This is a genomic window from Amycolatopsis sp. cmx-4-83, from assembly GCF_046548815.1.
GTDB classification, from domain to species: Bacteria; Actinomycetota; Actinomycetes; order Mycobacteriales; family Pseudonocardiaceae; genus Amycolatopsis; species Amycolatopsis pretoriensis_A.
This window is the reverse complement of the sequence record NZ_JAEBEF010000013.1, coordinates 280,709-305,885: the sequence shown is the minus strand read 5'-3', so window position 1 is coordinate 305,885 and position 25,177 is coordinate 280,709. Positions and strand designations below refer to the sequence as shown.

Annotated in this window: 1 protein-coding gene; it reads right to left on the bottom strand. The window is 75.3% G+C overall.

What is annotated here, in order from left to right; genetic code table 11:
• Positions 1–13: 13 nt before the first annotated feature.
• On the bottom strand, positions 14–25,162 hold the full coding sequence (locus tag ACLJQM_RS37430) for a type I polyketide synthase (protein ID WP_410635048.1): 25,149 nt from the start codon (positions 25,160–25,162) through the stop codon (positions 14–16).
• Between the last annotated feature and the right edge of the window lie 15 nt (positions 25,163–25,177).

The window sequence follows — 25,177 nt, the reverse complement described above, 5'->3', positions numbered from 1 at the left end:
GGTCATGGCGGCCTCAGCCCTCCCGCTCGAGTCCGGACCCGTCGCCGAGCCGGCCCAGTTCGTGGTCGATGAAGGCGAACACCTCGTCCGTGCTGGCCGCGTCGAGCCGCTCGGAGACGTCTTCGCCGGCGGGCGCCGCGTCGGCGATCTTCGCCAGGAGCCGGCGCAGCCGGGCCGCGACGTCCGCCTCGGCGAACTCGCCCGCCGTGCCCGCGGCGACCAGCTCTTCGAGCCGGTCAAGCTCCGCCGGCAGCGAAGTCGCGGCGGCCGGGGCCGGGGCCAGCTCGGCCCGCAGGTGCGCGGCGAGCCCGGCCGGGGTCGGGTAGTCGAAGACGACGGTCGCCGACAGGGTCAGCCCGGTCGCGGCGGTGAGCCGGTTGCGGAATTCGACCGCGGTCAGCGAGTCGAAGCCCAGTTCGCGGAATTCCAGCCCGGCCCCGACCTGCTCGGCCGGGTGGCCGAGCACCGCCGAAACCTGGGTGCGCACCAGGGAAAGCAGCGTCCGTTCCTGCTCGCTCTCCCGCATCGAGGCCAGCTGCCCGCGCAGGTCGGCCGCGGCGGCCCGGTCCGGACCGGCGGCCGCGCTGCGGCGGCCGGGCCGGCCCACCGGGCGCAGCAGCCACGGCAGCTCGCCGCGCGTGCGCAGGGTCGGGAGGTCGACGCGCACCGGGACGACGTGCGCGAGGTCGCCGGCCACCGCGCGGTCGAACAGCTCGGTGCCCTGCTCGGCGCCCAGGGGCGGCATCCCGCCGCGGACCATCCGCTCGCGGTCGGCGTCGGTCAGGTCGCCGGTCATGCCGGTGTCCCAGGCACCCCACGCGAGCGACAGCCCGGCCAGCCCGCGGCCGCGGCGATGCGCGGCGAGGGCGTCGAGGAACGCGTTCGCGGCCGCGTAGTTGGCCTGCCCCGGCGTGCCGATGGTGCCGGCCACCGAGGAGAACACCACGAACCCGGCGACGTCCCCGGCGAGTTCGTGCAGGTGCCAGGCCGCGTCGAGCTTCGGCGCGAACACCTTCGCCAGCCGTTCCGGGGACTGCGACGCGAGCACGCCGTCGTCGACGACGCCCGCGGTGTGCACGACGGCGGTCAGGTCGGGCACCCCGGCGAGCACCGCGGCGAGCGCGTCCCGGTCGCCGACGTCGCAGGCCACCACCCGCACGTCGGCACCGGCCAGCTCCGCGACCAGTTCACCGACCCCCTCGGCGGCCGGCCCCCTCCTGCTGAGCAGCAGCAACTTCCGCGCCCCCCGAGCCACGAGGTGCCGGGCGAAGACCCGCCCCAGCCCACCGGTCCCCCCGGTGATCAGGACGGTCCCCTCCGGGTCCCAGCCCGCACTTTCACGTGAAAGTGCGGGGCCCAGGTCGGCACTTTCACGTGAAAGTGCGGCTCGGGCGAGGCGGGCGACGCTCAGGGTGCCGTCGCGCAGGAGGAGCTGCGGTTCGCCGGTGGCCAGTGCCGCGCGGATCGTGTCGCCGTCGGGCTCGTCGGCGTCCAGCAGGACGAACCGGCCGGGTTCCTCGGACTGCGCCGAGCGCACCAGGCCCCAGACCGCGGCCGCGGCGACGTCGTCCCCGGCGACCGCGCCGCGGGTGACGAACACCAGCCGCGGTGCCGGGCTTTGCAGGTATTCCAGGACTTCCGCGGTGAGCGCGTGGGCCGAAGCCGCCGCGTCGGGCCCGCCGGTGACCGGGATGGCGAGGACGTCGGCGCCGGACGCCAGCGCGGTCGCGAAGTCCGGGTGGGCCTCGACGCCGAGCGCGGTGGCGAGGTCGGTCCCGACGGCCGCCCAGGTTTCGGCACCCGGCTCGGGGAGCGGAACCGGCGTCCAGCGCAGCTCGAACAACGCGTCGGCCTCGGCGGGGGCTTCGGCCGCGCGGAGGGTGACGCCGGTCGCGGTCAGGACCGGCTTCCCGGCGTCGTCGGCCAGCGCCAGGGACACGGAGTCGCCGCCCGCGGGGGTGATCCGGACGCGGGCGCGGGTCGCGCCGGACGCGTGCAGGGTGACGCCGGTCCAGGCGAACGGCAGCCCGGCCGGGGCGCCCTCGCCGAAGCCGATGGCCTGCAGGGCCGCGTCGAGCAACGCCGGGTGCAGCCCGAACCGGCCGGCTTCCAGGCTTTCGGGCAGGGCCAGTTCGGCGTAGACCTCGGCGCCGGAGCGCCAGACGCGGTGCAGGCCCCGGAACGCGGGCCCGTAGGCGAACCCGGCTTCGGCCGCCTGGGCGTAGAAGTCCGTGAGGTCGGCCTCGACGGCCCCGGCCGGCGGCCACGTGCCGGGCACCGCCTCGGCGGGCACGGCGCGCGGGACCAGCGTGCCGGTCGCGTGCCGGGTCCAGTCTTCGTCGGCCCGCGAGGAGATCGTCAGCTCGCGGCGGCCGCGTTCGCCGGGCTCGCCCACGGCCAGCTGCAGCACGACGGCGCCGTCCGGGTCGAGCACGAGGGGCACGGCCAGGGTCAGGTCTTCGACCGCCGCGCAGCCGACCTCGTCGGCCGCGCGGACCGCGAGTTCGAGGAAAGCCGCGCCGGGGAACAGGATCGTGCCGCCGACGACGTGGTCGCGCAGCCACGGCTGGGTCGCCGCGGACAGCCGTCCCGAGAAGACCACGCCCGGCGAGTCGGCCAGTGCGAGGGTCGCGCCGAGCAGCGGGTGCCCGGCCGGGGTGAGGCCGAGGCCGGTGGCGTCGCCGCCGGCGGCCGGCAGCGGCCAGAACCACTCGTGCTGGAAGGCGTACGTCGGCAGCGCCACCCGCCGGGCCTTCGGGAAGCGGGCGGCCCAGTCGACGGCGACCCCGGCGACGTGCAGCCGCGCGAGGGCCTCGGCGACCGCGGCGGCTTCGTCGCGGTCCTTGCGCTGCACCGGGATCACGTGCGCGGCCGGCTCGTCGACGATGGCGGTGAGCGTGGCGTCCGGGCCCAGCTCGGCGAACACCGTGACGCCGGCCTCGGTGAGCCGCTCGATCGCGTCGCCGAAGCGGACGGTGTCGCGGATCTGGCTGACCCAGTACGCCGGAGAAGTCACGTCGCCCGCCGACACGACCGGCACCCGCGGCTCGGCGAAGTCCAGTTTCGCGACGACGTCGCCGAACTCGGCGAGCATCGGTTCCATCAGCACGGAGTGGAAGGCGTGCGAGACGCGCAGGCGCCGGTGCTTGGCGAACTTCGCCGCGACCGCGACGACGGCGTCCTCGTGTCCGGAAAGGACGACCGAGCCGCGGCTGTTCACGGCAGCGACGTCGACGCCTTCGCCGACGAACGGGAGAACGTCCTCTTCGGACGCCCGCACCGCGACCATCACCCCGCCGGTCGGCAGCGCGCCCATCAGCCGGGCCCGTGCCGAAACGAGCGCGCACGCGTCCGGCAGGGACAGCACGCCGGCCACGTGGGCGGCGGCGATCTCGCCGACCGAGTGCCCGGTGACGAAGTCGGGGTGCACGCCCCAGGACTCCAGGAGCCGGAACAGCGCGACCTCGAAGGCGAACAGCGCGGGCTGCGCGAACTCCGTGCGGTCGATGCGGGTCTCGTCGTCGAGGGCGGCCCGCACGTCCGGGTCGAGCAGCGCCAGCACCTCGTCGAACGCGGCCGCGAACACCGGGTGTGCGACGTACAGGCCGCGTCCCATGTGGATTCGCTGCGCACCCTGGCCGGAGAAGAGGAACGCGACCGGCGGGGCGACGCGCGCCTCGCCCTGCACGGCGGCGTCCCCGGCGGCGATGGCCCGCAGCCCGGCGACGACCTCGGTGAGCTCGCTGCCGACGACCGCGGCGCGGTGCGTGAACGCCGCCCGGGTCACCGCGGCCGAGAACGCCAGGTCGCTCATCGGGTTGTCGGTCGCTTCCCAGTGTTCGGCCAGGCGGGCGGCCTGGGCACGCAGAGCTTCGGGCGTGCGGCCGGAGACCACGACCGGCACCGGACCGGTGTCCGAAGTGGTCGCCCGGGGTGCGGGCTGCTCGGCCGGCTGCTCGAGGATGACGTGGGCGTTGGTGCCGCTGATTCCGAACGACGACACCGCCGAGCGGCGGACGCGGTCCACCTCGGGCCACGCCGTGGTGTCGGGGACCAGGTCGACCGCGCCCTCGGACCAGTCCACATGGGACGACGGTTCGGCCGAGTAGCGCGACTTCGGGACGACGCCGTGCCGCATGGCCTGGACCATCTTGATCACGCCCGCCACGCCGGCGGCGGCCTGGGTGTGGCCGATGTTGGCCTTCACCGAACCCAGCAGCAGCGGCGTTTCGCGGTCCCGGCCGTAGGTGGCCAGCAGGCTCTGCGCCTCGATCGGGTCGCCGAGCGGGGTGCCGGTGCCGTGGCCTTCGACGACGTCCACATCGGACGTCGTGAGCCCGGAGACCGTCAGCGCCTGGCGGATCACGCGTTGCTGCGAAGGGCCGTTGGGGGCGGTGAGGCCGTTGGACGCGCCGTCCTGGTTGACCGCCGAACCGCGCACCACGGCGAGGACTTCGTGCCCGTTGCGGCGGGCATCCGACAGCCGCTCCAGCAGGACCACGCCGACGCCTTCGGCCCAGCCGACACCGTCGGCGGAGTCGGAGAACGATTTGCACCGGCCGTCCTGCGCGAGGCCGCCCTGAGCCGAGAAATCGACAAAGGCACCCGGCGTCGCCATCACCGTGACACCGCCGGCGATCGCGAGTTCGCAGTCCCCGGCCCGCAGGGCCTGGGCCGCCCAGTGCATCGCGACCAGCGACGACGAACACGCTGTGTCGATGGTGACCGCCGGGCCTTCGAGACCGAGCGCGTAGGCGACGCGCCCGGACATGACGCTGCCCGCGGTGCCGATGCCGAGGAAGCCGAGGGCCTCCTCCGGGAACTGCACGCCCTGGCCGTAGTCGTGGTACATCACGCCGGCGAACACGCCGGTTTTGCTGCCGCGCAGGGAAAGCGGGTCGACGCCGGCGCGTTCGATGACCTCCCACGACGTTTCCAGCAGCAGCCGCTGCTGCGGGTCCATCGCGAGGGCCTCGCGCGGCGAGATGCCGAACAGGCCGGGGTCGAACATCCCGGCCTCGCCGAGGAAACCGCCTTCGCGGACGTACGAGCGGCCGCGGTCGGCGCCGAAGAGCCCGGCGAGGTCCCAGCCGCGGTCGGCCGGGAAGGGCCCGACGCCGTCGCCGCCGTCGAGGACCAGCTGCCACAGCTGCTCGGGCGAGGTGACCCCGCCCGGGTAGCGGCAGGCCATCGACACGATGGCGATCGGGTCGTCGGACACCGGCGCCTTGACCGTGGTGCGGGCGACCGGGACGTCCTCGCCGGCCAGTTCGCCGCGCAGGAAGCCGGCCAGCACGACCGGGGTCGGGTGGTCGAACACCAGGGTCGCCGGCAGCCGCAGGCCGGTCGCGGTGGCGAGCTGGTTGCGGAACTCGACGGCGGTGAGCGAGTCGAAGCCGAGGCCGCGGAACTCGCGCTCGACGTCGACGCTCGCGGCGTCGAACCCGAGCACGGCGGCGACCTGGGTGCGGATGACCTCCAGCAGGGCCTTGCGCTGTTCGCCCTCGCGGAGGCCGGACAGCCGCTCGCGCAGGGCGTTCGCGGCAGGCGTCGCCCGGCCCGCGCCGCGACGGCTCCGGCGGCCGACCGGGCGCAGCAGCCACGGCGGTTCGGCCAGGCCGCGCAGCCGCGGCAGGTCGATCAGCACCGGCACGAGCGCGGGTTCGGTGAGCGCGACGGCCCGGTCGAAGAGCGCGCAGCCCTGCTCGACCGGCAGCGGCGGCATGCCCGCGCGGACCATCCGCTCGCGGTCGGCGTCGGTGAGGGTGCCGACCATGCCGGTCTCCCACGCGCCCCACGCCAGCGACGTCGCGGCGAGCCCGCGGGCGTGCCGGTGCGCGGCGAGCGCGTCGAGGAAGGCGTTGGCGGCGGCGTAGTTCGCCTGCCCCGGCGAGCCGATGGTGCCGGCGACCGAGGAGAACAGGACGAACGCGTCGACGTCGCCGGCCAGCTCGTGCAGGTTCCAGGCGGCGTCGGCCTTCGGGCGCAGCACGGTCTCGAGGCGGCCGGGGTCGAGGGAGCCGAGGACGCCGTCGTCGAGGACCCCGGCGGCGTGCAGGATCGCGGTCAGCGGGCGGTCGGCCGGGATGCTTTCCAGCAGGTTCTCCGCGGCGGCGCGGTCGGCGAGGTCGCAGGCGGCGACGGTGACTTCGGTGCCGTGCGCGGCGAGTTCGGCGACCAGTTCGACGACCCCGTCGGCGTCCCCGCCACGACGGCTGGCGAGCAGGACGTGCTTGACGCCGTACTCGGCGGCCAGGTGCCGGGCGAAGACGCGGCCGAGCCCACCGGTGCCCCCGGTGATCAGGACGGTCCCCTCCGGGTCCCAGCCCGCACTTTCACGTGAAAGTGCGGGGCCCAGGTCGGCACTTTCACGTGAAAGTGCCGCTCGGGTCAGGCGGGCGGCCCGGGCGGTGCCGTCGCGCAGCAGCAGCTGCGGTTCGCCGGTCGCGATCGCGGCGGGCAGTCCGGCCAGGGAGGCGTCGTCGACGTCGGCGAGCACGAACCGGCCCGGGTTCTCGGTCTGCGCGGAGCGGACCAGGCCCCAGACGGCGGCCGCGGCGAGGTCTTCCCCGGCGACGGCGCCCTCGGTGACGAAGACGATCCGGGTGCTCTCGTTCGGGGTCTGCAGGATGGCGAGGACGTCGGCGGTGACCCGGCGGACGTCGGCGAGCACGTCGGTGCCGCCGTGCACTCCGACCAGCAGCACGTCCGGCTCCGCGGCCAGCGCCGTGGCGACGTCCGGGTACTCGGTGCCGAGCTCCGCGAGCCGGGCGCCCAGTACCGCGCAGCTTCCCTCGGGTTCGGCACCGGGCAACGGCAGCCAGTCGACGCGGAACAGCGACTCGGGCCCGGACTCGACCGGCGTCGCCGCGCGCAGGGTCAGCGCGTCCACCGACAGCACCGGCGCACCGGTCTCGTCCGCGAGGTCGAGGGTGACCGAGTCGTCGCCGGCCCGCGCGATCCGCGCCCGGACCCGGCGCGCGCCCGTGGCGTGCAGTTCCGCGCCCGCCCACGAGAACGGGAGCCCGCCCGGCACTGAATCAGCGAAAGAGATCGCGTGCAGCACCGAGTCGAGCAGGGCCGGGTGCAGGCCGTAGTCCTCGTGGTCGTCGCCCGGCAGCTCGGCTTCGGCGAAGACCTCGCCGTCACGAAGCCACACCCGGCGCAGGCCGCGGAACTGGGGCCCGTAGGCGAACCCGGCCTCGGCGAAGTTCTCGTAGAACCCGTCCAAGTCCACTTCGGACGCTCCGGCGGGCGGCCACTCCCCCGCGTCGAAGCCGGCCGGGAGCGTGCCCGGGGCCAGGACGCCGGTGCCGTGGCGGACCCACTCGGCGTCGGCGCGCGAGGACACGCTGACCTCTCGGCGGCCGTCCGCGTCCGGGGCGCCGGCCACGACCTGCACGAGCGTCGCGGCGGACAGCACCAGCGGCGCCGCCACCGTGAAGTCCTCCACGCGGCCGCAGCCGACGTGGTCGCCGGCGCGCACCACCAGTTCGAGGAACCCGGCGCCGGGGAACAGGACCTGGCCGCCGATGACGTGCTCGTCGACCCACGACGGCGAGAGCCTGCCGGAGAAGACGACCTCGCCGGAGCCGGCCAGCTCGGTGACCGCGCCGAGCAGCGGGTGCCCGGCCGCGGTGATGCCGAGCTGCCCCGGGCCCGGGATGAGCCGCGGCCAGTAGCGCTGCCGCTGGAACGCGTACGTCGGGAGCGGGACGCGCCGGGCGCCGGTGCCGTCGAAGAGCGCGGTCCAGTCCACCGGCACGCCGTTGACGTGCAACGCGGCCAGCGCGGTGACGGCGGTCGTCTCCTCGTCGCGCCCGGCACGCAGCACCGGGGCGAGGACTTCGCCGTCGACGAGCGCGGTGAGCACGGCGTCCGGGCCCAGTTCGGCGAACGCCGTGACACCGGCCTCGAGCAGGCGCGCGGTCGTGTCGGCGAAGCGGACGGTGTCGCGGACCTGCCGCACCCAGTACTCCGGCGAGGTGAAGTCGCCGATGACCGGGATTTCCGGTGCGGCGAAAGCCAACCCGGCCACGACCGCGCGGAAGTCGTCGAGCATCGGGTCCATCGCCGCCGAGTGGAAGGCGTGCGACACGGCGAGCCGCTTGGTCTGCTCGAAGCCCGCCGCCGCGGCCAGCACGGCGTCTTCGGCGCCGGAGAGCACGACCGACGACGGCCCGTTCACCGCGGCGAGCGAGACGCCGCCGGTCAGCAGCGGCCGGACCTCGTCCTCGGTGGCGCGGACGGCGACCATCGCGCCGCCGGACGGGAGCGCCTGCATGAGCCGGGCGCGGGCCGCGACGAGCGTGCACGCGTCGGCCAGCGACAGCACCCCGGCGGCGTGGGCCGCGGCGATCTCGCCGACCGAGTGCCCGGCGAGGAACGCGGGCCGCACGCCCCACGAGCGCACCAGCCGGAACAGCGCGACTTCGAGCGCGAAGAGCGCGGGCTGGGCCCAGCCGGTCTCGTCGAGCAGCGCGGGGTCGTCGCCGAAGACCACTTCGCGCAGCGGACGCGGCAAGGCGGTGTCGAGGTGCGCGCAGACCGCGTCGAAGGCGTCGGCGAAGACGCCGAACCGTTCGTAGAGCCCGCGGCCCATGCCGAGCCGCTGCGCACCCTGGCCGGTGAACAGGAACGCGACCGTCCGCTCCCGCGCGATCCCGCGGGCGACCGGCGTGCCGTCGACCAGCACGGCCCGGTGTTCGAACGCCGAGCGCGTGGTGGCGAGCGAGAACCCGGCGTCGAGCGGGTCGAGGTCGCGGGGCAGGGAGGCGAGCTGCGCGTCGAGGGCGGCTTCGGACCGGCCGGCGACCGGCCACGGCACCACGCCCGGCGTGACCTCCCGCCGCGGTTCGACGGGAGCGGCGGCCGGGGCCTGCTCGATGATCACGTGCGCGTTGGTGCCGGACAGGCCGAACGACGAGACGCCGGCCCGGCGCGGGTGCCCGTTCTCACGCCACTCGACGGGCTCGGTGAGCAGCTCGACCCCGCCCGAAGTCCAGTCGACGTGGGTGGAGGGCTCGGTGACGTTCAGGGACGCCGGGATCCGTTCCCGTTGCAGGGCCAGGATCATCTTGATGACGCCGGCGACGCCCGCCGCGGCCTGGGTGTGGCCGAGGTTGGACTTCACCGACCCCAGCAGCAGCGGCCGTTCACGTTCTTGACCGTACGCGGCCAGCAGCGCCTGCGCCTCGATCGGGTCGCCGAGGGTCGTGCCGGTGCCGTGGCCCTCGATGACGTCCACATCGGACGGACGCAGTCCCGCACTGGCCAGGGCCTGCCGGATCACGCGCTGCTGCGAGGGGCCGTTGGGCGCGGTGAGGCCGTTGGACGCGCCGTCGGAGTTGATCGCCGAACCGGCGACCACCGCGAGGACGTCGTGGCCGTGCCGGCGTGCGTCGGACAGCCGCTCGACGACGAGCACGCCCGCGCCTTCGGACCAGCTCGTGCCGTCGGCCGAGTCGGAGTACGCCTTGCACAGCCCGTCCGGCGCGAGGCCGTTCTGGCGGCTGAAGCCGACGAAGCTGACCGGGGTGGCCATGACCGTGACGCCGCCCGCGAGCGCGAGGTCGCACTCCCCCGCGCGCAGGGCCTGCGCCGCTAGGTGCAGCGCGACCAGCGAAGACGAGCACGCCGTGTCGATGGTCATCGCCGGGCCTTCGAGCCCGAGCACGTAGGACAGGCGGCCGGACACGACGCTGGCCGCGACGCCGGTGCCCGCGTGGGCCTCGACGTCGGTGGCGGAGCGGACGATCACGCCGGCGTAGTCCTGGCCGTTGGTGCCGACGAAGACGCCGGTGCGGCTGCCGCGCAGGCCGGTCGGGTCGATGCCGGTGCGTTCCACGGCCTCCCACGACGTCTCCAGCAGCACGCGCTGCTGCGGGTCCATCGCCAGTGCTTCGCGCGGGGAGATGCCGAAGAACTCGGGGTCGAAGTCGGCGGCGTCGGGCAGGAACCCGCCGCGGTCGACGTAGCTGCTGCCGCGCCCCTCGCCCGCCAGCGCGGACATGTCCCAGCCGCGGTCGGCGGGGAACCCGGTGATCGCGTCGCGGCCTTCCGACAGCAGCGTCCACAGGTCCTCGGGGGTGCGGACGCCGCCGGGGAAGCGGCAGCTCATGCCGACCACGACGATCGGGTCGTCGGTGGCGTTCGCCGGGCCCGCCACGGCGGTCGCCGGGACGTCGCCGCCGAGCACTTCGACGAGGAGGAATTCGGCCAGCGCGAGGGGGTTCGGGTGGTCGAACACCAGGGTCGCGGGCAGGCTCAGCCCGGTGGCGGCGTCGAGGCGGTTGCGCAGCTCGATCGCGGTGAGCGAGTCGAACCCGAGGTCCGAAAACGCCCGCGTGGCCCCGATTTCCGCGGTGCCGGCGTGGCCGAGCACAGTGGCGACGTGCTCGCGGACCAGGTCCAGCAGCACGCTCGCGCGTTCGGCCGCGGGGGCCGCGAGCAGGCGCGTGGCCAGTGCTCCCCCGGTGGCCGGTTCGGTGGCCAGGTCGGCGAGGACCCGGCGGACGACCGGCAGGTCGGCCAGCAGCGGGCTGCGGCGGATGCTCAGCAGCGACCGCAGGACGTCGGCGTTCTGGATGTCGGCGACGACGAGCTGCGCGGCTGGGCCGCCCGCGTCGGCGAGCACGGTGACGGCGAGGTCGGGGTCCAGGCCACCCCCGAGACCGGCCGCCATGCCGTCCCCGGCCCAGGCGCCCCAGGCGATGGACGTCGCGGCCTGCCCGCGGGCGCGCCGGGCTTCGGCGAGCGCGTCGAGCACGGCGTTGGCGGCGGCGTAGTTGGCCTGGCCGGGGTTGCCGACGGCGCCGGCCACCGAGGAGAACAGGATGAATGCGTCGAGGTCGCCGGTCAGCTCGTCGAGCAGCACCGCCGAATCGACCTTCGCGCGGAAGACGGCGTCGAAGCGGTCCGGGGTGAGGCTGCCGAGGACGCAGTCGTCGAGGACGCCGGCGGCGTGCACGACGGCGTCGGGCCGGTGAGCTTCGAGGAGTCCGGTCAGCTGGGCACGGTCCGCGACGTCGCAGCGCGCGACGACGACCCGCTCGTCGGGGCCCGGTTCGCCGCCGGAGCGGCTGGCCAGCACGACCCGCTCGGCGCCCTGGCCGAGCAGCCACTTCGTGACGTGGCGGCCGAGCGCGCCGGTGCCGCCGGTGACGAGGACGGTGCCGCGGGGCCGCCACGGCGTGGGCGCGGCGGTCGCCGGGACGAGGCGGCGGCCGTAGACACCCGAGGCGCGGACGGCGATCTGGTCGTCGTCGCCGTCGAAGGCCCCGGCGAATCTGGCGAGGAGCCGGGCGTCGAGGTCGGCCGGGAGGTCGGCGAGACCACCCCAGCGGCGGGGGTACTCCAGCGCGGCGACGCGCCCGAGGCCCCAGATCGCCGCCTGGGCGGGTGCGGTGACCGGATCGGCCGGGCCGGTGGACACCGCGCCGCGGGTGACGCACCACAGCGCCGTGTCGGCACCGACGTCGTCCAGGGCCTGGATGAGCGCGGTGGTCTCGGCGAGCCCGAGCAGCGAGACGACCGTCGGGGCGACGTGCGGGCGCAGGAGGCCGGCCAGCTCGTCCCGGTCCACAGTGGACACGGTCAGCGAGGTACCCAGCGCGGCCGCGACCTCGCGGACCCACGGGTCGTCCGTGGGCGGGACGAGGACCAGCCGTTCGCCTGCCGTGGCGGCCGCGGTCGGCAAGGGGCGCCATTCGACGCGGTAGCGCCAGCCGTCCACAACGGACTGCCGCTGCCGTCGCGCGCGCAGGGCCGACAGGGCGGGGACGACCGACTCCAGCGCCGGGGCGTCGACCTGGAGGTCCGCCGCCAGCGACTCGAGGTCGCCGTTCTCCACCACCGACCAGAAGGAGTCGTCCGCCGCGGCGCGCGCGGCGGGTTCCGGCCAGTAGCGGCGGTGCTGGAAGGCGTAGGTGGGCAGGTCCGTGGCCCGGGCGCCGGTGCCGGCGAACCAGGCGGCCCAGTCGATCCGGGTGCCGGCGACGTGCAGGGCGGCCACCGCGGCGGCCACGGCGGCGCGGTCGCCGCGGTCGCGGCGCAGCACCGGGACGACCGCCGCGCCCGGGACGTCGACCAGCGCGGTGAGCACGGCGTCCGGCCCGACCTCGACGAACGCCGTCACACCGCGCTCGGCCAGCCCGGCGACCGCGTCGGCGAACCGGACGGTGCCGCGGACGTGCCCGACCCAGTACTCCGGATCGGTGACGTCCCCGGCGGCGGCGACCGGGATCTCCGGCTCGGCGAAGGACAAGCCGGTGACGACGCGGCGGAAGTCGTCGAGCATCGGGTCCATCAGGTGCGAGTGGAACGCGTGGCTGACGGCGAGCCGCTTGGTCTTCTCGAACCGCGCCGCCACTTCCAGCACCGCGTCTTCGGCGCCGGAAAGCACGACCGAACGCGGCCCGTTCACCGCGGCAAGGTCGACCTCGCCGGTCAGCAGGGGGCGGACGTCCGCTTCGGAGGCTTCGACGGCGACCATCGCGCCCCCCGGCGCAAGCGTTTGCATCAGGCGGCCGCGGGCGGCCACCAACGTGCACGCGTCTTCCAGGGACAGCACCCCGGCGACGTGCGCGGCGGCGATCTCGCCGACGGAGTGCCCGGCGACGAAGTCCGGCCGCACGTCCCACGACGCCAGCAGCCGCACCAGGGCGACCTCGATCGCGAACAGCGCGGGCTGCGCGTGCCCGGTCTGGGCCAGTGCGTCGGCGTCCGTGCCCCAGATGACGTCCCGGAGTCCGGGGTCGAAGAAGGCGAGCACCTCGTCGAGGGCGGCGGAGAAGACCGGGTAGGCCTCGGCCAGTTCGCGGCCCATGCCGAGCCGCTGCGCGCCCTGCCCGGTGAAGAGGAACGCCGGCACCGGCGGGCGGCCGGTCTCGGTGGCGCCGGTCAGTGCCCGCAGCTCGCGGACCGCGGCTTCCGGTTCGGTGGCGACGATCGCGGCCCGGTGCGCGAAGCTCGCGCGGGTCGTGGCCGCGGCGAAGGCGACGTCGAGCAGTTCACCGGACGTCTCGAGCCGCTCGGCGAGGCGGGCGGCCTGGTCCCGCAGCGCGTCGGCGGTCCGGCCGGAGACGACGAGCGGCACCGGGATCGCGGCCGGCTCCTCGCGCGGGGTTTCCGGGCGCGCTTCGGGCGCTTCGAGGATGACGTGGGCGTTGGTCCCGCTGATCCCGAACGACGAAACGCCCGCGCGGCGGGCCCGGCCCACCGACGGCCAGGGAACGGCCTCGGCGACGACCTCGACCGCACCGGCTTCCCAGTCCACATGGGACGACGGCTCGCCGACGTGCAGCGACTTCGGCACGACCCCGTGCCGCATCGCCTCGATCACCTTGATCATCCCGGCGACGCCGGCGGCGGCCTGCGTGTGCCCGATGTTGGACTTGATCGACCCGAGCAGCAACGGCGTGCCGCGGTCCTGCCCGTAGGTCGCGAGCAGCGCCTGGGCTTCGATCGGGTCGCCCAAGGTGGTGCCGGTGCCGTGCGCTTCGACGACGTCGACGTCCGAAGTGGACAGACCGGCGCTGGCGAGTGCGGCGCGGATGACGCGCTGCTGCGACGGCCCGTTGGGCGCGGTCAGGCCGTTCGACGCGCCGTCCTGGTTGACCGCGGAACCCCGCACCACGGCGAGGATCCGGTGCCCGTGGCGCAGTGCGTCGGACTGCCGCTCGACGACCAGCAGGCCCGCGCCTTCGGACCAGCCGGTGCCGTCGGCGTCGTCGGAGAACGCCTTGCAGCGGCCGTCGGGGGCGAGGCCGCTCTGGCCGCTGAACCCGATGAACCCGCCCGGCGTCGCCATCACGGTCACGCCGCCGGCGAGGGCGAGATCGCACTCCCCCGACCGCAGCGACTGCGCGGCCAGGTGCAGCGCCACCAGCGACGACGAGCACGCGGTGTCGATGGTCATGGCTGGGCCCTCCAGGCCCAGCACGTACGACAGCCGGCCGGAGGCGACGCTCGCGGCCAGCCCGGTGCCGGTCTGCCCCCGCAGGTCGGCGTCGGTGGTCATGAGCAGGTCGGAGTAGGTCTGGCCGTTGGTGCCGACGAACACGCCGGTGCGCGAACCCCGCAGGCGCGACGCGTCCAGCCCGGCGCGTTCGAAGGCCTCCCACGACACCTCGAGGAGCAACCGCTGCTGCGGGTCCATCGCGACGGCCTCACGCGGGGAGATCCCGAAGAACGCGGCGTCGAATTCGGCGGCGTCGTAGAGGAACCCGCCCGCCTGGGTGTCGCTGGCGGCCAGCGCCGCGGGGTCCCAGCCGCGGTCGGCCGGGAAGCCCGAGACGGCGTCCCCGCCCGAGGCGACCAGGTCCCACAGCCCGTCGGGACCGGTGACGCCACCCGGGAAGCGGCACGCCATGCCGACGACCACGACCGGGTCGTCGGACACCGGCCCGGTGACCACGACGGCGGAGCCGGTGCCGGCCGAGCCGACCAGCTCGCCGCGCAGGAACTCCGCGACCGCGCCCGGGGTCGGGTAATCGAACACCAGCGTCGAGGGCAGTCGCAGGCCGGTCACCGCGGCGAGCCGGTTGCGGAACTCCACCGCGGTCAGCGAGTCGAAGCCCAGCTCGCGGAACTCCCGCGTGGTCTCGACGTCGTCGGCCGCGTGCCCGAGCACGGTCGCGACCTCGGCGGCGACGTGCCCGGTGAGCACCCGCAGCTGCTCGGCCGGGCGCATCCCGGCGAGCTGTTCGCGCAGCGACCCGCGCACGTGCTCGGCGTCGCCACCCGCGCGGCGGCGGCCCGGCCGGGCGACCGGGCGCAGCAGCCACGGCAGCTCGCCCTGGGCGCGCATCGCCGTGAGGTCGACGCGCATCGGCACGACCACGGCGCTCGGCGAGCGGGTCGCCCGGTCGAACAGCCGGATGCCCTGCTCGACGGTCAGCGGCGGCACGCCACCGCGGGCCATCCGCTCGCGGTCGGCGTCGGTGAGCGTGCCGACCATGCCGGTTTCCCAGCCACCCCAGGCCAAGGAGAGCGCGGCGCGGCCTTCGACGTGGCGGCGCTGGGCGAAGGCGTCGAGGAAGGCGTTGGCGGCGGCGTAGTTGCCCTGCCCGGCCGAGCCGACCGTGCCGGCGACCGAGGAGAAGATGATGAACGCGGCCAGGTCGAGCTCGCGCGTCAGCTCGTCGAGGTGGACGACGGCGTCGGCCTTGGGCCGCAGCACGGTGTCCAGGCGCGCCGGGTCGAGCGAGGCGACGACGCCGTCGTCGAGGACGCCCGCGGTGTGCACGACACCCCGCAGCGGGTGCGCGGCCGGGATCCGGGCGAGCACGGCGGCGAGCTGGTCGCGGTCGGCGACGTCGCAGGCCGCGATGGTGACGTCGACACCCAGCTCTTCGCGCAGCTCGGCCGCGCCGGGGGCGTCGGGCCCGCGGCGGCTGGTGAGCAGGAGGTGCCGGACGCCGTAGGTGCGCACGAGGTGGCGGGCCAGCTCGCGGCCCAGCCCGCCGGTGCCGCCGGTGATCAGCACGGTGCCGTCGGGTTCCCAGCGCGGCGGCAGGGTCAGCACGATCTTGCCGACGTGCTTCGCGCGGCTCATGTGCCGGAACGCGGCCGGGGCCTGGCGCAGGTCCCAGCTCCGGATCGGCAGCGGGGTGAGGACGCCGTCTTCGAACAGCCGCAGCAGCTCGACGAGCAGTTCGGCGGTGCGGTCGGGCCCGGCCTCGCCGAGGTCGAACGCGCGGTAGCGGACCCGCGGCAGCGCGGCGGCGTCGCGGATGTCGGTCTTGCCCATCTCGAGGAACCGGCCGCCGTCGGCGAGCAGGTCCAGGGAGGCGTCGGCGAACTCGCCGGTCAGCGCGTTGAGCACGACGTCAACGCCCGAGCCGCCCGCGCCGCCGATCACGCGGCGGAAGTCGGCGCCGAACTCCAGCGAGCGCGAGGAGGCGATGTGGTCGTCGGCGACGCCGAGTTCGCGCAGGACGTGCTGCTTGCCCGCGCTCGCCGTGGCGAAGACCTCGGCGCCGAGGTGGTGGGCGAGCTGGATGGCGGCCATGCCGACGCCGCCGGCGCCCGCGTGGATCAGGATCTTCTGGCCGGGCTTGAGGTCCGCGAGGTCGACCAGCGCGTAGTAGGCCGTCAGGAACACCAGCGGGACGGACGCGGCGGTGCGCGCGGACCACCCGGCGGGCACCGGCGCGAGGTAACGGACGTCGGAGACGCTGTGGGTGCCGAACGAGCCGGGCAGCATGCCGAAGACGCGCTCGCCGACGCGGGCCGGGTCGACGCCCGGGCCGGCCGCCTCGATCACGCCGGCGCCTTCCGCGCCGAGGTCGCCGAGCTTGCCCGGGTACATGCCGAGCACGGACAGGACGTCGCGGAAGTTGAGCCCGGCCGCTTCGAGGCGGACCCGGACGTGACCCGCGGGCGGGTCGTCGAGCACGGCCGGGCACGCTTCGGCGCCCAGGTCGTCGATGCCCGCGGGACCGGCGGTGAGCCGCCACGCCGGTACCGCGGGGGGCAGGAGGTCGCCGTTGCCGACGAGGCGGCCGAGCCGGGCGACGCGGACGCTTTCGCCGCGGACGGCGAACTGGGGTTCCCCGGAGACGACGAACCCGGTGCCGGGGAGGGACGCGCCGGCTTCGAGGTCGACGAGGACGAACCGGTCGGGCTGCTCGGACTGCGCGGACCGCACCAGCCCCCAGACGGCCGCGGCGGCGGAATCGGCGATCCGGTCCCCGGGCTCGACGGCGACGGCTTCCCGGGTCACGAAGACGACCCGGCGGGCCCGCTCGTCGGCGTTCTGCAGCACGCCCAGCGCGTGGGCGGTCACTTCCCGGACGGCGGTGAGCAGGTCGTCGTGCCCGGCGCCGATCGGGACCAGGAGGACGTCCGGTTCCAGGGCCAGTGCCGTTTCGAGGTCCGCGCAGGGGCGGGCCACCGCCGCCAGCTGCGGGTCGTCGCCGAGCAGGGCCCAGGTGCCCGCCGGTGCGTCCTTGGCCAGGGCGGCCGGGACCCACGTGGTCTGGAAGAGGGAGTCGTCGTCCGCGTCGCGCTGGGCCGCTTCGCGCAGCTGGAGCGACTGGACGGTCAGGACCGGCTCGCCGGCCTCGTCGGTGACCGCGATCGCCACCGACTCGCGGTCCACCGGCGTGAAGCGGGCACGGATCCGCGTCGCGCCCGAGGCGTGCAGCGACACCCCGGACCACGCGAACGGCAGGCCGCCCGCGATCGTGTCGAGCCGGTGGAGGGCGTGCAGGGCCGCGTCGGACAGGGCCGGGTGCAGGCCGTAGTCGCCGTCGGCTTCGCCGGGCAGCTCGGCCTCGGCGAGCAGCGTGTCGCCGTCCAGCCAGGCCCGGGTCAGGCCGCGGAAAGCGGGTCCGTAGGCCAGGCCGGTCGCGGCCAGTTCCGGGTACACGGTGGACACGTCGAGCTCGGTCGCCCCGGCGGGCGGCCACTCCCCCGGCGGCGCCGCCGGGTGTTCCCCGACCGCGACGAACCCGGCCGCGTGCTGCACCCACTCGGCGTGCGGGCCGGTGCCGCGGGCGGAGATGGTCAGCTCGCGGCGCCCGGCGTCGTCCGGGCCGCCGGCGGCGATCTGCAGCAGCACCGGCTCGTCCGGGCGCAGCCACAGCGGCGCGGCGATGGACAGGCTTTCCACGGCCGAGCAGCCGACCTGGTCCGCCGCGCGGACGGCGAGGTCGAGGAACCCGGTGCCGGGGAACAGCACGTGCCCGCCGACGACGTGGTCGGCCAGCCACGGCTGGGCGTCCCGCGAAAGCAGCCCGGACAGCACGACACCGCCGGAGTCGGCGAGGTCGACGGCGAAGTCCAGCAGCGGGTGCCCGGCCGGGGTCAGCCCGAGGCGCTCGACGGCGCCGCGGCCCGGCACTCCCCGCGGCCAGTAGTGCTGCCGCTGGAAGGCGTACGTGGGCAGGGTGATCCGCCGGGCGCCGGTGAACCACGGCGTCCAGTCGACGTCGGCGCCGGCAACGTGCAGCCGGGCCAGTCCATTGAGGACGGTCTCGGCTTCGGGGCGGTCCTTGCGCAGCAACGGGGTCACGAGTGCGCCGGGCTCGTCGACCAGTGCCGAGAGGACCCCGTCCGGGCCGATCTCGACGAACGCCGTGACGTCCAGGTCCGCGAGGACGTCGGCGAAGCGGACGGTGTCGCGGACGTGGCGGACCCAGTACTCCGGGTCGGTGACGTCGCCGGTGGTGGCGAGCAGGGTCCGCGGCGGCGTGAACGCCAACCCGGCGACGACCGCGCGGAAGTCGTCGAGCATCGGGTCCATCAGGTGCGAGTGGAACGCGTGGCTCACCTTGAGCCGCTTGGTCTTCTCGAACGTCGACGCCACCGCCAGCACCGCGTCCTCGGCGCCGGAGAGCACGACCGCGCGCGGGCCGTTCACCGCGGCGATGTCGACGCCGCCGGTGAGCCGGGCGCGAACGTCCTCTTCGGACGCTTCGACGGCGACCATCGCGCCGCCGCGCGGCAGGGCCTGCATCAGGCGGCCGCGGGCGGTCACCAGCGCGCAGGCGTCCTCGAGGGACAGCACGCCGGCGATGTGCGCGGCGGCGATCTCGCCGACCGAGTGCCCGGCGACCCGGGCGGGCCGGACGCCGTGCGCCTCGGCCATCCGGGCCAGGGCGACTTCGAGGGCGAACAGCGCCGGCTGCGCCCAGCCGGTTTCGGCGAGCAGGCTCTCGTCGTCACCCCACAGGACGTCCCGCAGGCCGGGGTCGAGGTGGGCGAGGACGGCGTCGAGCGCGGCGGCGAACGGCTTCGAGGTGCGGTACAGCTCGCGGCCCATGCCGAGCCGCTGCGAGCCCTGGCCGGTGAACAGGAAGCCCACCGAGAGCGCTTCCACGGTTCCCCGCGCGATCTCGCGGACGCCGTCCGGCGTGGCCGAAAGCACCGCGCGGTGCGGGAAGCTCGCGCGGGTGGTGGCCAGGGAGTACCCGGCGTCGAGCGGGTCGGGCCCGGCCTCGGTGAGCCGGGCGATCTGGGCGGTGAGGGCGTCCTCGGTCTTGGCCGACACGACCCACGGCACGACCGGAACCTCCGGTCGCGGCGCGGGGACGGGCCGCGGCTCGGGTGCTTCGAGGATGACGTGGGCGTTGGTGCCGCTGATCCCGAACGACGAAACCCCGGCCCGCCGCGCCCGATCCACCGCGGGCCACTCGACGGCTTCGGAGACGACCTCGACCGCGCCGGCTTCCCAGTCCACATGGGACGACGGCTCGCCGACGTGCAGCGACTTCGGCACGACCCCGTGCCGCATCGCCTCGATCACCTTGATGACCCCGGCGACACCCGCGGCCGCCTGCGTGTGCCCGATGTTCGACTTCACCGACCCCAGCAGCAACGGCGTCTCACGGTCCTGCCCGTACGTCGCCAGCAGCGCCTGCGCCTCGATCGGGTCACCCAGCGTCGTCCCGGTACCGTGCGCCTCGACCACGTCGACGTCCGAAGTGGACAGACCGGCGTCGGCCAGCGCGGCGCGGATGACCCGCTGCTGCGACGGGCCGTTCGGCGCGGTCAGGCCGTTCGACGCACCGTCCTGGTTGACCGCGGAACCCCGCAGCACGGCGAGGATCTCGTGCCCGGCGCGGAGCGCCTCGGACTGCCGCGCCAGCACCAGCACGCCGACACCTTCGGACCAGCCGGTGCCGTCGGCGTCGTCGGAGAACGCCTTGCAGTGGCCGTCCGGCGCGAGGCCGTTCTGGCCGCTGAAGCCGACGAACCCGCCCGGCGTCGCCATCACCGTGACACCGCCGGCCAGCGCCAGGTCGCACTCCCCCGCCCGCAGCGACTGCGCGGCCAGGTGCATCGCGACCAGCGACGACGAACAGGCGGTGTCGATGGTCATCGCCGGGCCCTCCAGGCCCAGCACGTAGGACAGCCGGCCGGACACGACGCTGCCGGCGATCCCGGTGCCGGTCTGGCCGCGCAGCTCGACGTCGGCGGTGAGGAACAGGTCGGAGTAGGTCTGGCCGTTGGTACCGACGAACACGCCGGTGCGCGAGCCGCGCAGGCCGGTCGCGTCCAGCCCGGCGCGTTCCAGTGCCTCCCAGGACACTTCGAGCAGCTGACGCTGCTGCGGGTCCATGGCGACGGCTTCGCGCGGGGAGATGCCGAAGAACCCGGCGTCGAATTCGGCGGCGTCGTAGAGGAACCCGCCCGCGCGGGTGTCGGAGGCGGCGAGCGCGGCCGCGTCCCAGCCGCGGTCGGTGGGGAAGCTCGACACCCCGCTGCGGCCGCCGGCGACCAGGTCCCACAGGTCTTCGGGGCTCTCGACCCCGCCGGGGAAGCGGCAGGCGACCCCGACCACGACGATCGGGTCGTCGTCCCGCCGTCCGGTGGTCACCGCGGCGGGGGTGGCCGCGTCGCCGAACAGCTCGGCCAGCACCAGCCGGGCGACCGCGACCGGCGTCGGGTGGTCGAACACCAGCGTCGAGGGCAGCCGCAGCCCGGTCACCGCCGCCAGCCGGTTGCGCAGCTCGACGGCGGTCAGCGAGTCGAAACCCAGGTCGGAGAACGACTTCCCGGCCCCGACCGCGGCGGGATCGGAGTGGCCGAGGATGGTCGCGGCACGGCCGCGGACGAGGTCGGTGACCTTCGCGAGCCGCTCCTCGTCGCTCAGGGCGCGCAGCTGCCCGGCGAGGTCGGCGGCGGCCCCGGACGTCGTGGCGGCCGAGCGGCGGATGCCCCCGGCCAAGCCGCGCAGGATCGGCGGCAGCTCGTCGAGCAGGCGCAGGGCGGCGAGGTCGACGGCGACCGGCACCACCAGGGCCCGCGGCAACGCGAGGGCGGCGTCGAACAGCGCGAGGCCGTGGTCGAGTTCGAGCGGCGGCATGCCCGAGCGGGCCATCCGCGCGCGGTCGGCTTCGGCGAGCGAGCCGGCCATGCCGACCGTCCACGAGCCCCAGGCCAGCGAGTGGGCGGGCAACCCGGCGGCGTGGCGGTGCTCGGCGAGGGCGTCGAGGAAGCTGTTGGCGGCGGCGTAGCTGCCCTGCCCGGCGCCGCCCATGATCCCGGCGACGGAGGAGAACAGCACGAACGCGTCGAGGTCGTGGGTCAGCTCGTGCAGGTGCCACGCGGCGGCGGCCTTGGCGGCCAGCACCGGGGCGAGCCGCTCCGGGGTGAGCGCGGTGACGACGCCGTCGTCGAGCACGCCGGCCGCGTGCACGACCGCGGTCAACGGGTGTTCGGCCGGAACCGCGGCGAGCGCGGCGGCCAGGTCGTCGCGGTCGGCGACGTCGCAGGCGCGGATCTCGACGTCGGCGCCGAGTTCGTCGCGCAGCTCACGGGCGCCGGGCGCGTCCGGGCCGCGGCGGCTGAGCAGCAGCAGGTGCCGGACACCGTGCTCACGCACGAGGTGCCGCGCGAGTTCGGCCCCCAGTCCCCCGGTGCCGCCGGTGATCAGGACCGTCCCGTCCGGATCCCAGGCCGCACTTTCACGTGAAAGTGCGGCCCCCAGGTGGGCACTTTCACGTGAAAGTGCGGCCTCCAGGCGGGCGAGGCGGGGGGCGCGGGCGGTGTTGCCGCGCAGCTGCAGCTGGGGTTCGTCGAGGGCGAGGGCACGGGCGATGGTCGCGTCGGTGGTCTCGGCGTCGACGTCGAGGAGCACGAAGCGGCCCGGGTTTTCGGCCTGGGCGGTGCGGATCAGGCCCCAGACGGCCGCGGCGGCGAGGTCGCCGGCCTCGGTCACGAAGACCAGCCGCGACGCCGCGGACTGCTCGTCCGCCAGCCAGTCCTGCACCAGTTCGAGGGCGCGGGTGGTCAGCGTGGTGAGGTCGTCCAGGGGACTGCCGTCGCCGGCCAGCCGGACGAGGGTGACGTCGGTGGCGCCTTCCGGGGGCAGCACGACCGGCACCCAGCGCGGTTCGAACAGCGAGTCCACCTCGGACTCCGCGGCCACGGCTTCCGCGCGCACCGAGCCGACCGACGCCACCGGCTGCCCGGCGGTGTCGGTGAGGGCCAGCGACGGGCCGTCACCCACCCGGACGCGGACGCGGGCCGCGCCCGCGGCGTGCAGCGAAACCCGCGTCCACCGGGTGGGGTACCCGGTGATCCCCGCGACCCGCAGCGCCTCCTCGAGGAGCCGGGGGTGCAGCCCGAACCGGGCCGTCTCCGCTTCGTCCTCCCCGAAAGCGACCTCGGTGGAGGAGTCGTCGGCGAAGTCTTCGTGGTGTGCGCCGGTGGCGAGGACGCCCTCGGCGCGGCGGATCCAGCGCCCCTCGGTCCGGGTGTGGACCTCGAGCCGGCGGCGACCGGTCCCGTCCGGCTCGCCGACCGAAAGCTGCAGGTCGGCGGCCTCGCCGGCGGCGAGGACCAGCGGGGCGCCGAGGGTGAGTTCTTCGACCAGGTCGCAGCCGAGGTCGAGCCCGGCGCGCAGGGCGAGTTCGACGAACCCGGTGCCCGGGAACACACCGTCGGTGAGCCACGGGTGGGTGCGCGCCGAGATGCGGCCGGTCAGCAGCAGGCCGTCGGACCCGGCCGGGGCCAGGGACGCGCCGAGCAGCGGGTGGGTCACCGGGTCGAGCCCGAGCCCGGCGGCGTCGGCGGCGACGTCCACAGTGGACGGCCAGAAGCGTTCGCTCTGGAACGGGTACGTCGGCAGGGAAACCGTGCGCGCGCCGGTGCCGGCGAAGAACGCCGGCCAGTCGACCCGCACGCCGGCGGTGTGCAGCCCGGCCAGCGCCGCGGTCAGCACCGCGGCTTCGTCGGAGTCCCGGCGCCCCAGCGGAATCGCGGTGCCGTCCCCGATCAGCGGGGTGAGCGCGGCGTCCGGGCCCAGCTCGGCGAGCACCGAAGCACCGGACCCGGCGAGCCGCGCCACGGCGTCGGCGAACCGGACCGGTTCCCGCACGTGGCTCACCCAGTACTCGGGCGACGTCACGTCCCCGGAAGCGATGAACGGCAGCACCGGCTCGGCGAACGACAACCCGCCCACGACCGCGCGGAAGTCGTCGAGCATCGGGTCCATGAGCGGCGAGTGGAACGCGTGCGACACCGAAAGCCGGCGCGGGCGCTCGAAGTGCGCGGCGGCGGCGAGCACGGCGTCCTCGGCCCCGGACAGCACGACCGACCGCGGCCCGTTGATCGCGGCGACGGCGACGTCGTCGCCCAGGTACGGCCGGACGTCCTCCTCGCTCGCGCGGACGGCGACCATCGCGCCCCCGGCGGGCAGCGCCTGCATCAACCGGGCCCGGGCACCGACCAGTACGCAGGCGTCGTCGAGGGACAGCACACCGGACACGTGCGCGGCGGCGATCTCGCCGACCGAATGCCCGGCGACGAAGTCGGGCCGGATCCCCCAGGACTCCAGGAGCCGGAACAGCGCGACCTCGATCGCGAACAACGCGGGCTGCGCGTACCCGGTCTGGTCCAGGGCGGCGGCGTCGTTGCCCCGCAGCACTTCGCGGACGGCCGGGTCGAGCCGGTCGAGCGAAGCGGCGAGTGCGTCGGCGAAGACGGGGAACCGCGCGGCCAGCCCCCGGCCCATCCCCGGCCACTGCGCGCCCTGGCCGGTGAAGACGTACGCGAGCGCGGGCGGCCGCTCGACCGAACCCGTGACCACGCCGGGCGCGTCCCCGTCCGCCAGCCAGGCGGCCAGCGCCGCACGAGGGTCCGGGTCGAGGACGCTCAGCCGCTCTTCGAAGGCCGACCGGGTGGTGGCGAGGGAGTAAGCGACGTCCAGGGGATCGCCGGTGACGTCGACGATCCGGGCGACCTGGGCGCGCAAGGCGGCCGGGGTGCGCCCGGACAGCAGCCACGGCGCCGGAACGTCCGCCCGCTCGGTCTCGACGGCCGGTGCGGCGGGCGCCTGCTCGATGAGGACGTGGGCGTTGGTGCCGCTGACCCCGAACGACGAGACCCCGGCCCGGCGCGCACGATCGACCGCGGGCCACGGCTCGTTCGCGGTGGCGAGCCGCACCGCACCGGAGCTCCAGTCCACATGGGACGACGGCGTCTCCGCGTGCAACGTCCGCGGCACGACCCCGTGCCGGATCGCCTCGACCACCTTGATGATCCCGGCGACCCCCGCCGCCGCCTGGGTGTGCCCGATGTTGGACTTGACCGACCCCAGCAGCAGCGGCGTCCCGCGGTCCTGCCCGTAGGTCGCCAGCAGCGCCTGGGCTTCGATCGGGTCGCCGAGCTTCGTGCCGGTGCCGTGCGCCTCGACGACGTCGACGTCCGAAGTGGACAGTCCGGACGCGGCCAGCGCGGCCCGGATCACGCGTTGCTGCGAAGGTCCGTTGGGGGCGGTGAAACCGTTGGACGCGCCGTCGGAGTTGACCGCGGTCCCGCGGACCACGGCGAGCACCTCGTGCCCGTTGCGCTGCGCGTCCGACAGCTTCTCCAGCACCAGCACGCCGACGCCTTCGGACCAGCCGGTGCCGTCGGCGTCGTCGGAGAAGGCCTTGCAGCGGCCGTCGGCCGAAAGCCCGCCCTGGCGGCTGAACTCCAGCAGCGACCCGGGCGTCGACATCACGTTCACGCCCGCGGCCAGCGCGAGGGTGCACTCCCCCGCCCGCAGCGCCTGCGCGGCCAGGTGCACCGCGACCAGCGACGACGAGCACGCCGTGTCGACCGTGACGACCGGGCCTTCCAGGCCGAGCGTGTAGGCCACCCGGCCGGACAGCGCGCTCGCCGCGATGCCGGTGCCGACCGAACCGTCGGCGTCGGCCAGCGAACGGACCATCAGGTAGGCGTAGTCCTGCCCGTTGGTCCCGGCGAAGACACCGGTCCGGCTGCCGCGCAGCCGCCGCGGGTCGAGGCCGGCCCGCTCGATCGCCTCCCAGGACACCTCCAGCAGCAGCCGCTGCTGGGGGTCCAGGGACACCGCCTCGCGGGGTGAGATCCCGAAGAACCCGGCGTCGAAGTCCGTGATGCCGTCGAGGAACCCGCCCGCCTGGCTGACGCCCATGCCCCGCTCGTCCACTCGAGCGCCGGTAACCGCCTCGACGTCCCAGCCGCGGTCGGCCGGGAACGGCCCGATCGCGTCACCGCCGGCTTCGAGGAGCCGCCACAGCGCTTCGGGGCCGCGGACGCCGCCGGGGAACCGGCAGCCCATGGCCACGATGGCGATCGGCTCCGTGGCGGCGGCGCGCAGCTCCTGGTTCTGCCGCTTGAGCCGCTCGGACTCCTTCATCGCGGCACGGAGTGCTTCGACGACCCGGTCGCTCGGGGTGGACATGTGTCAGCTCCGTAG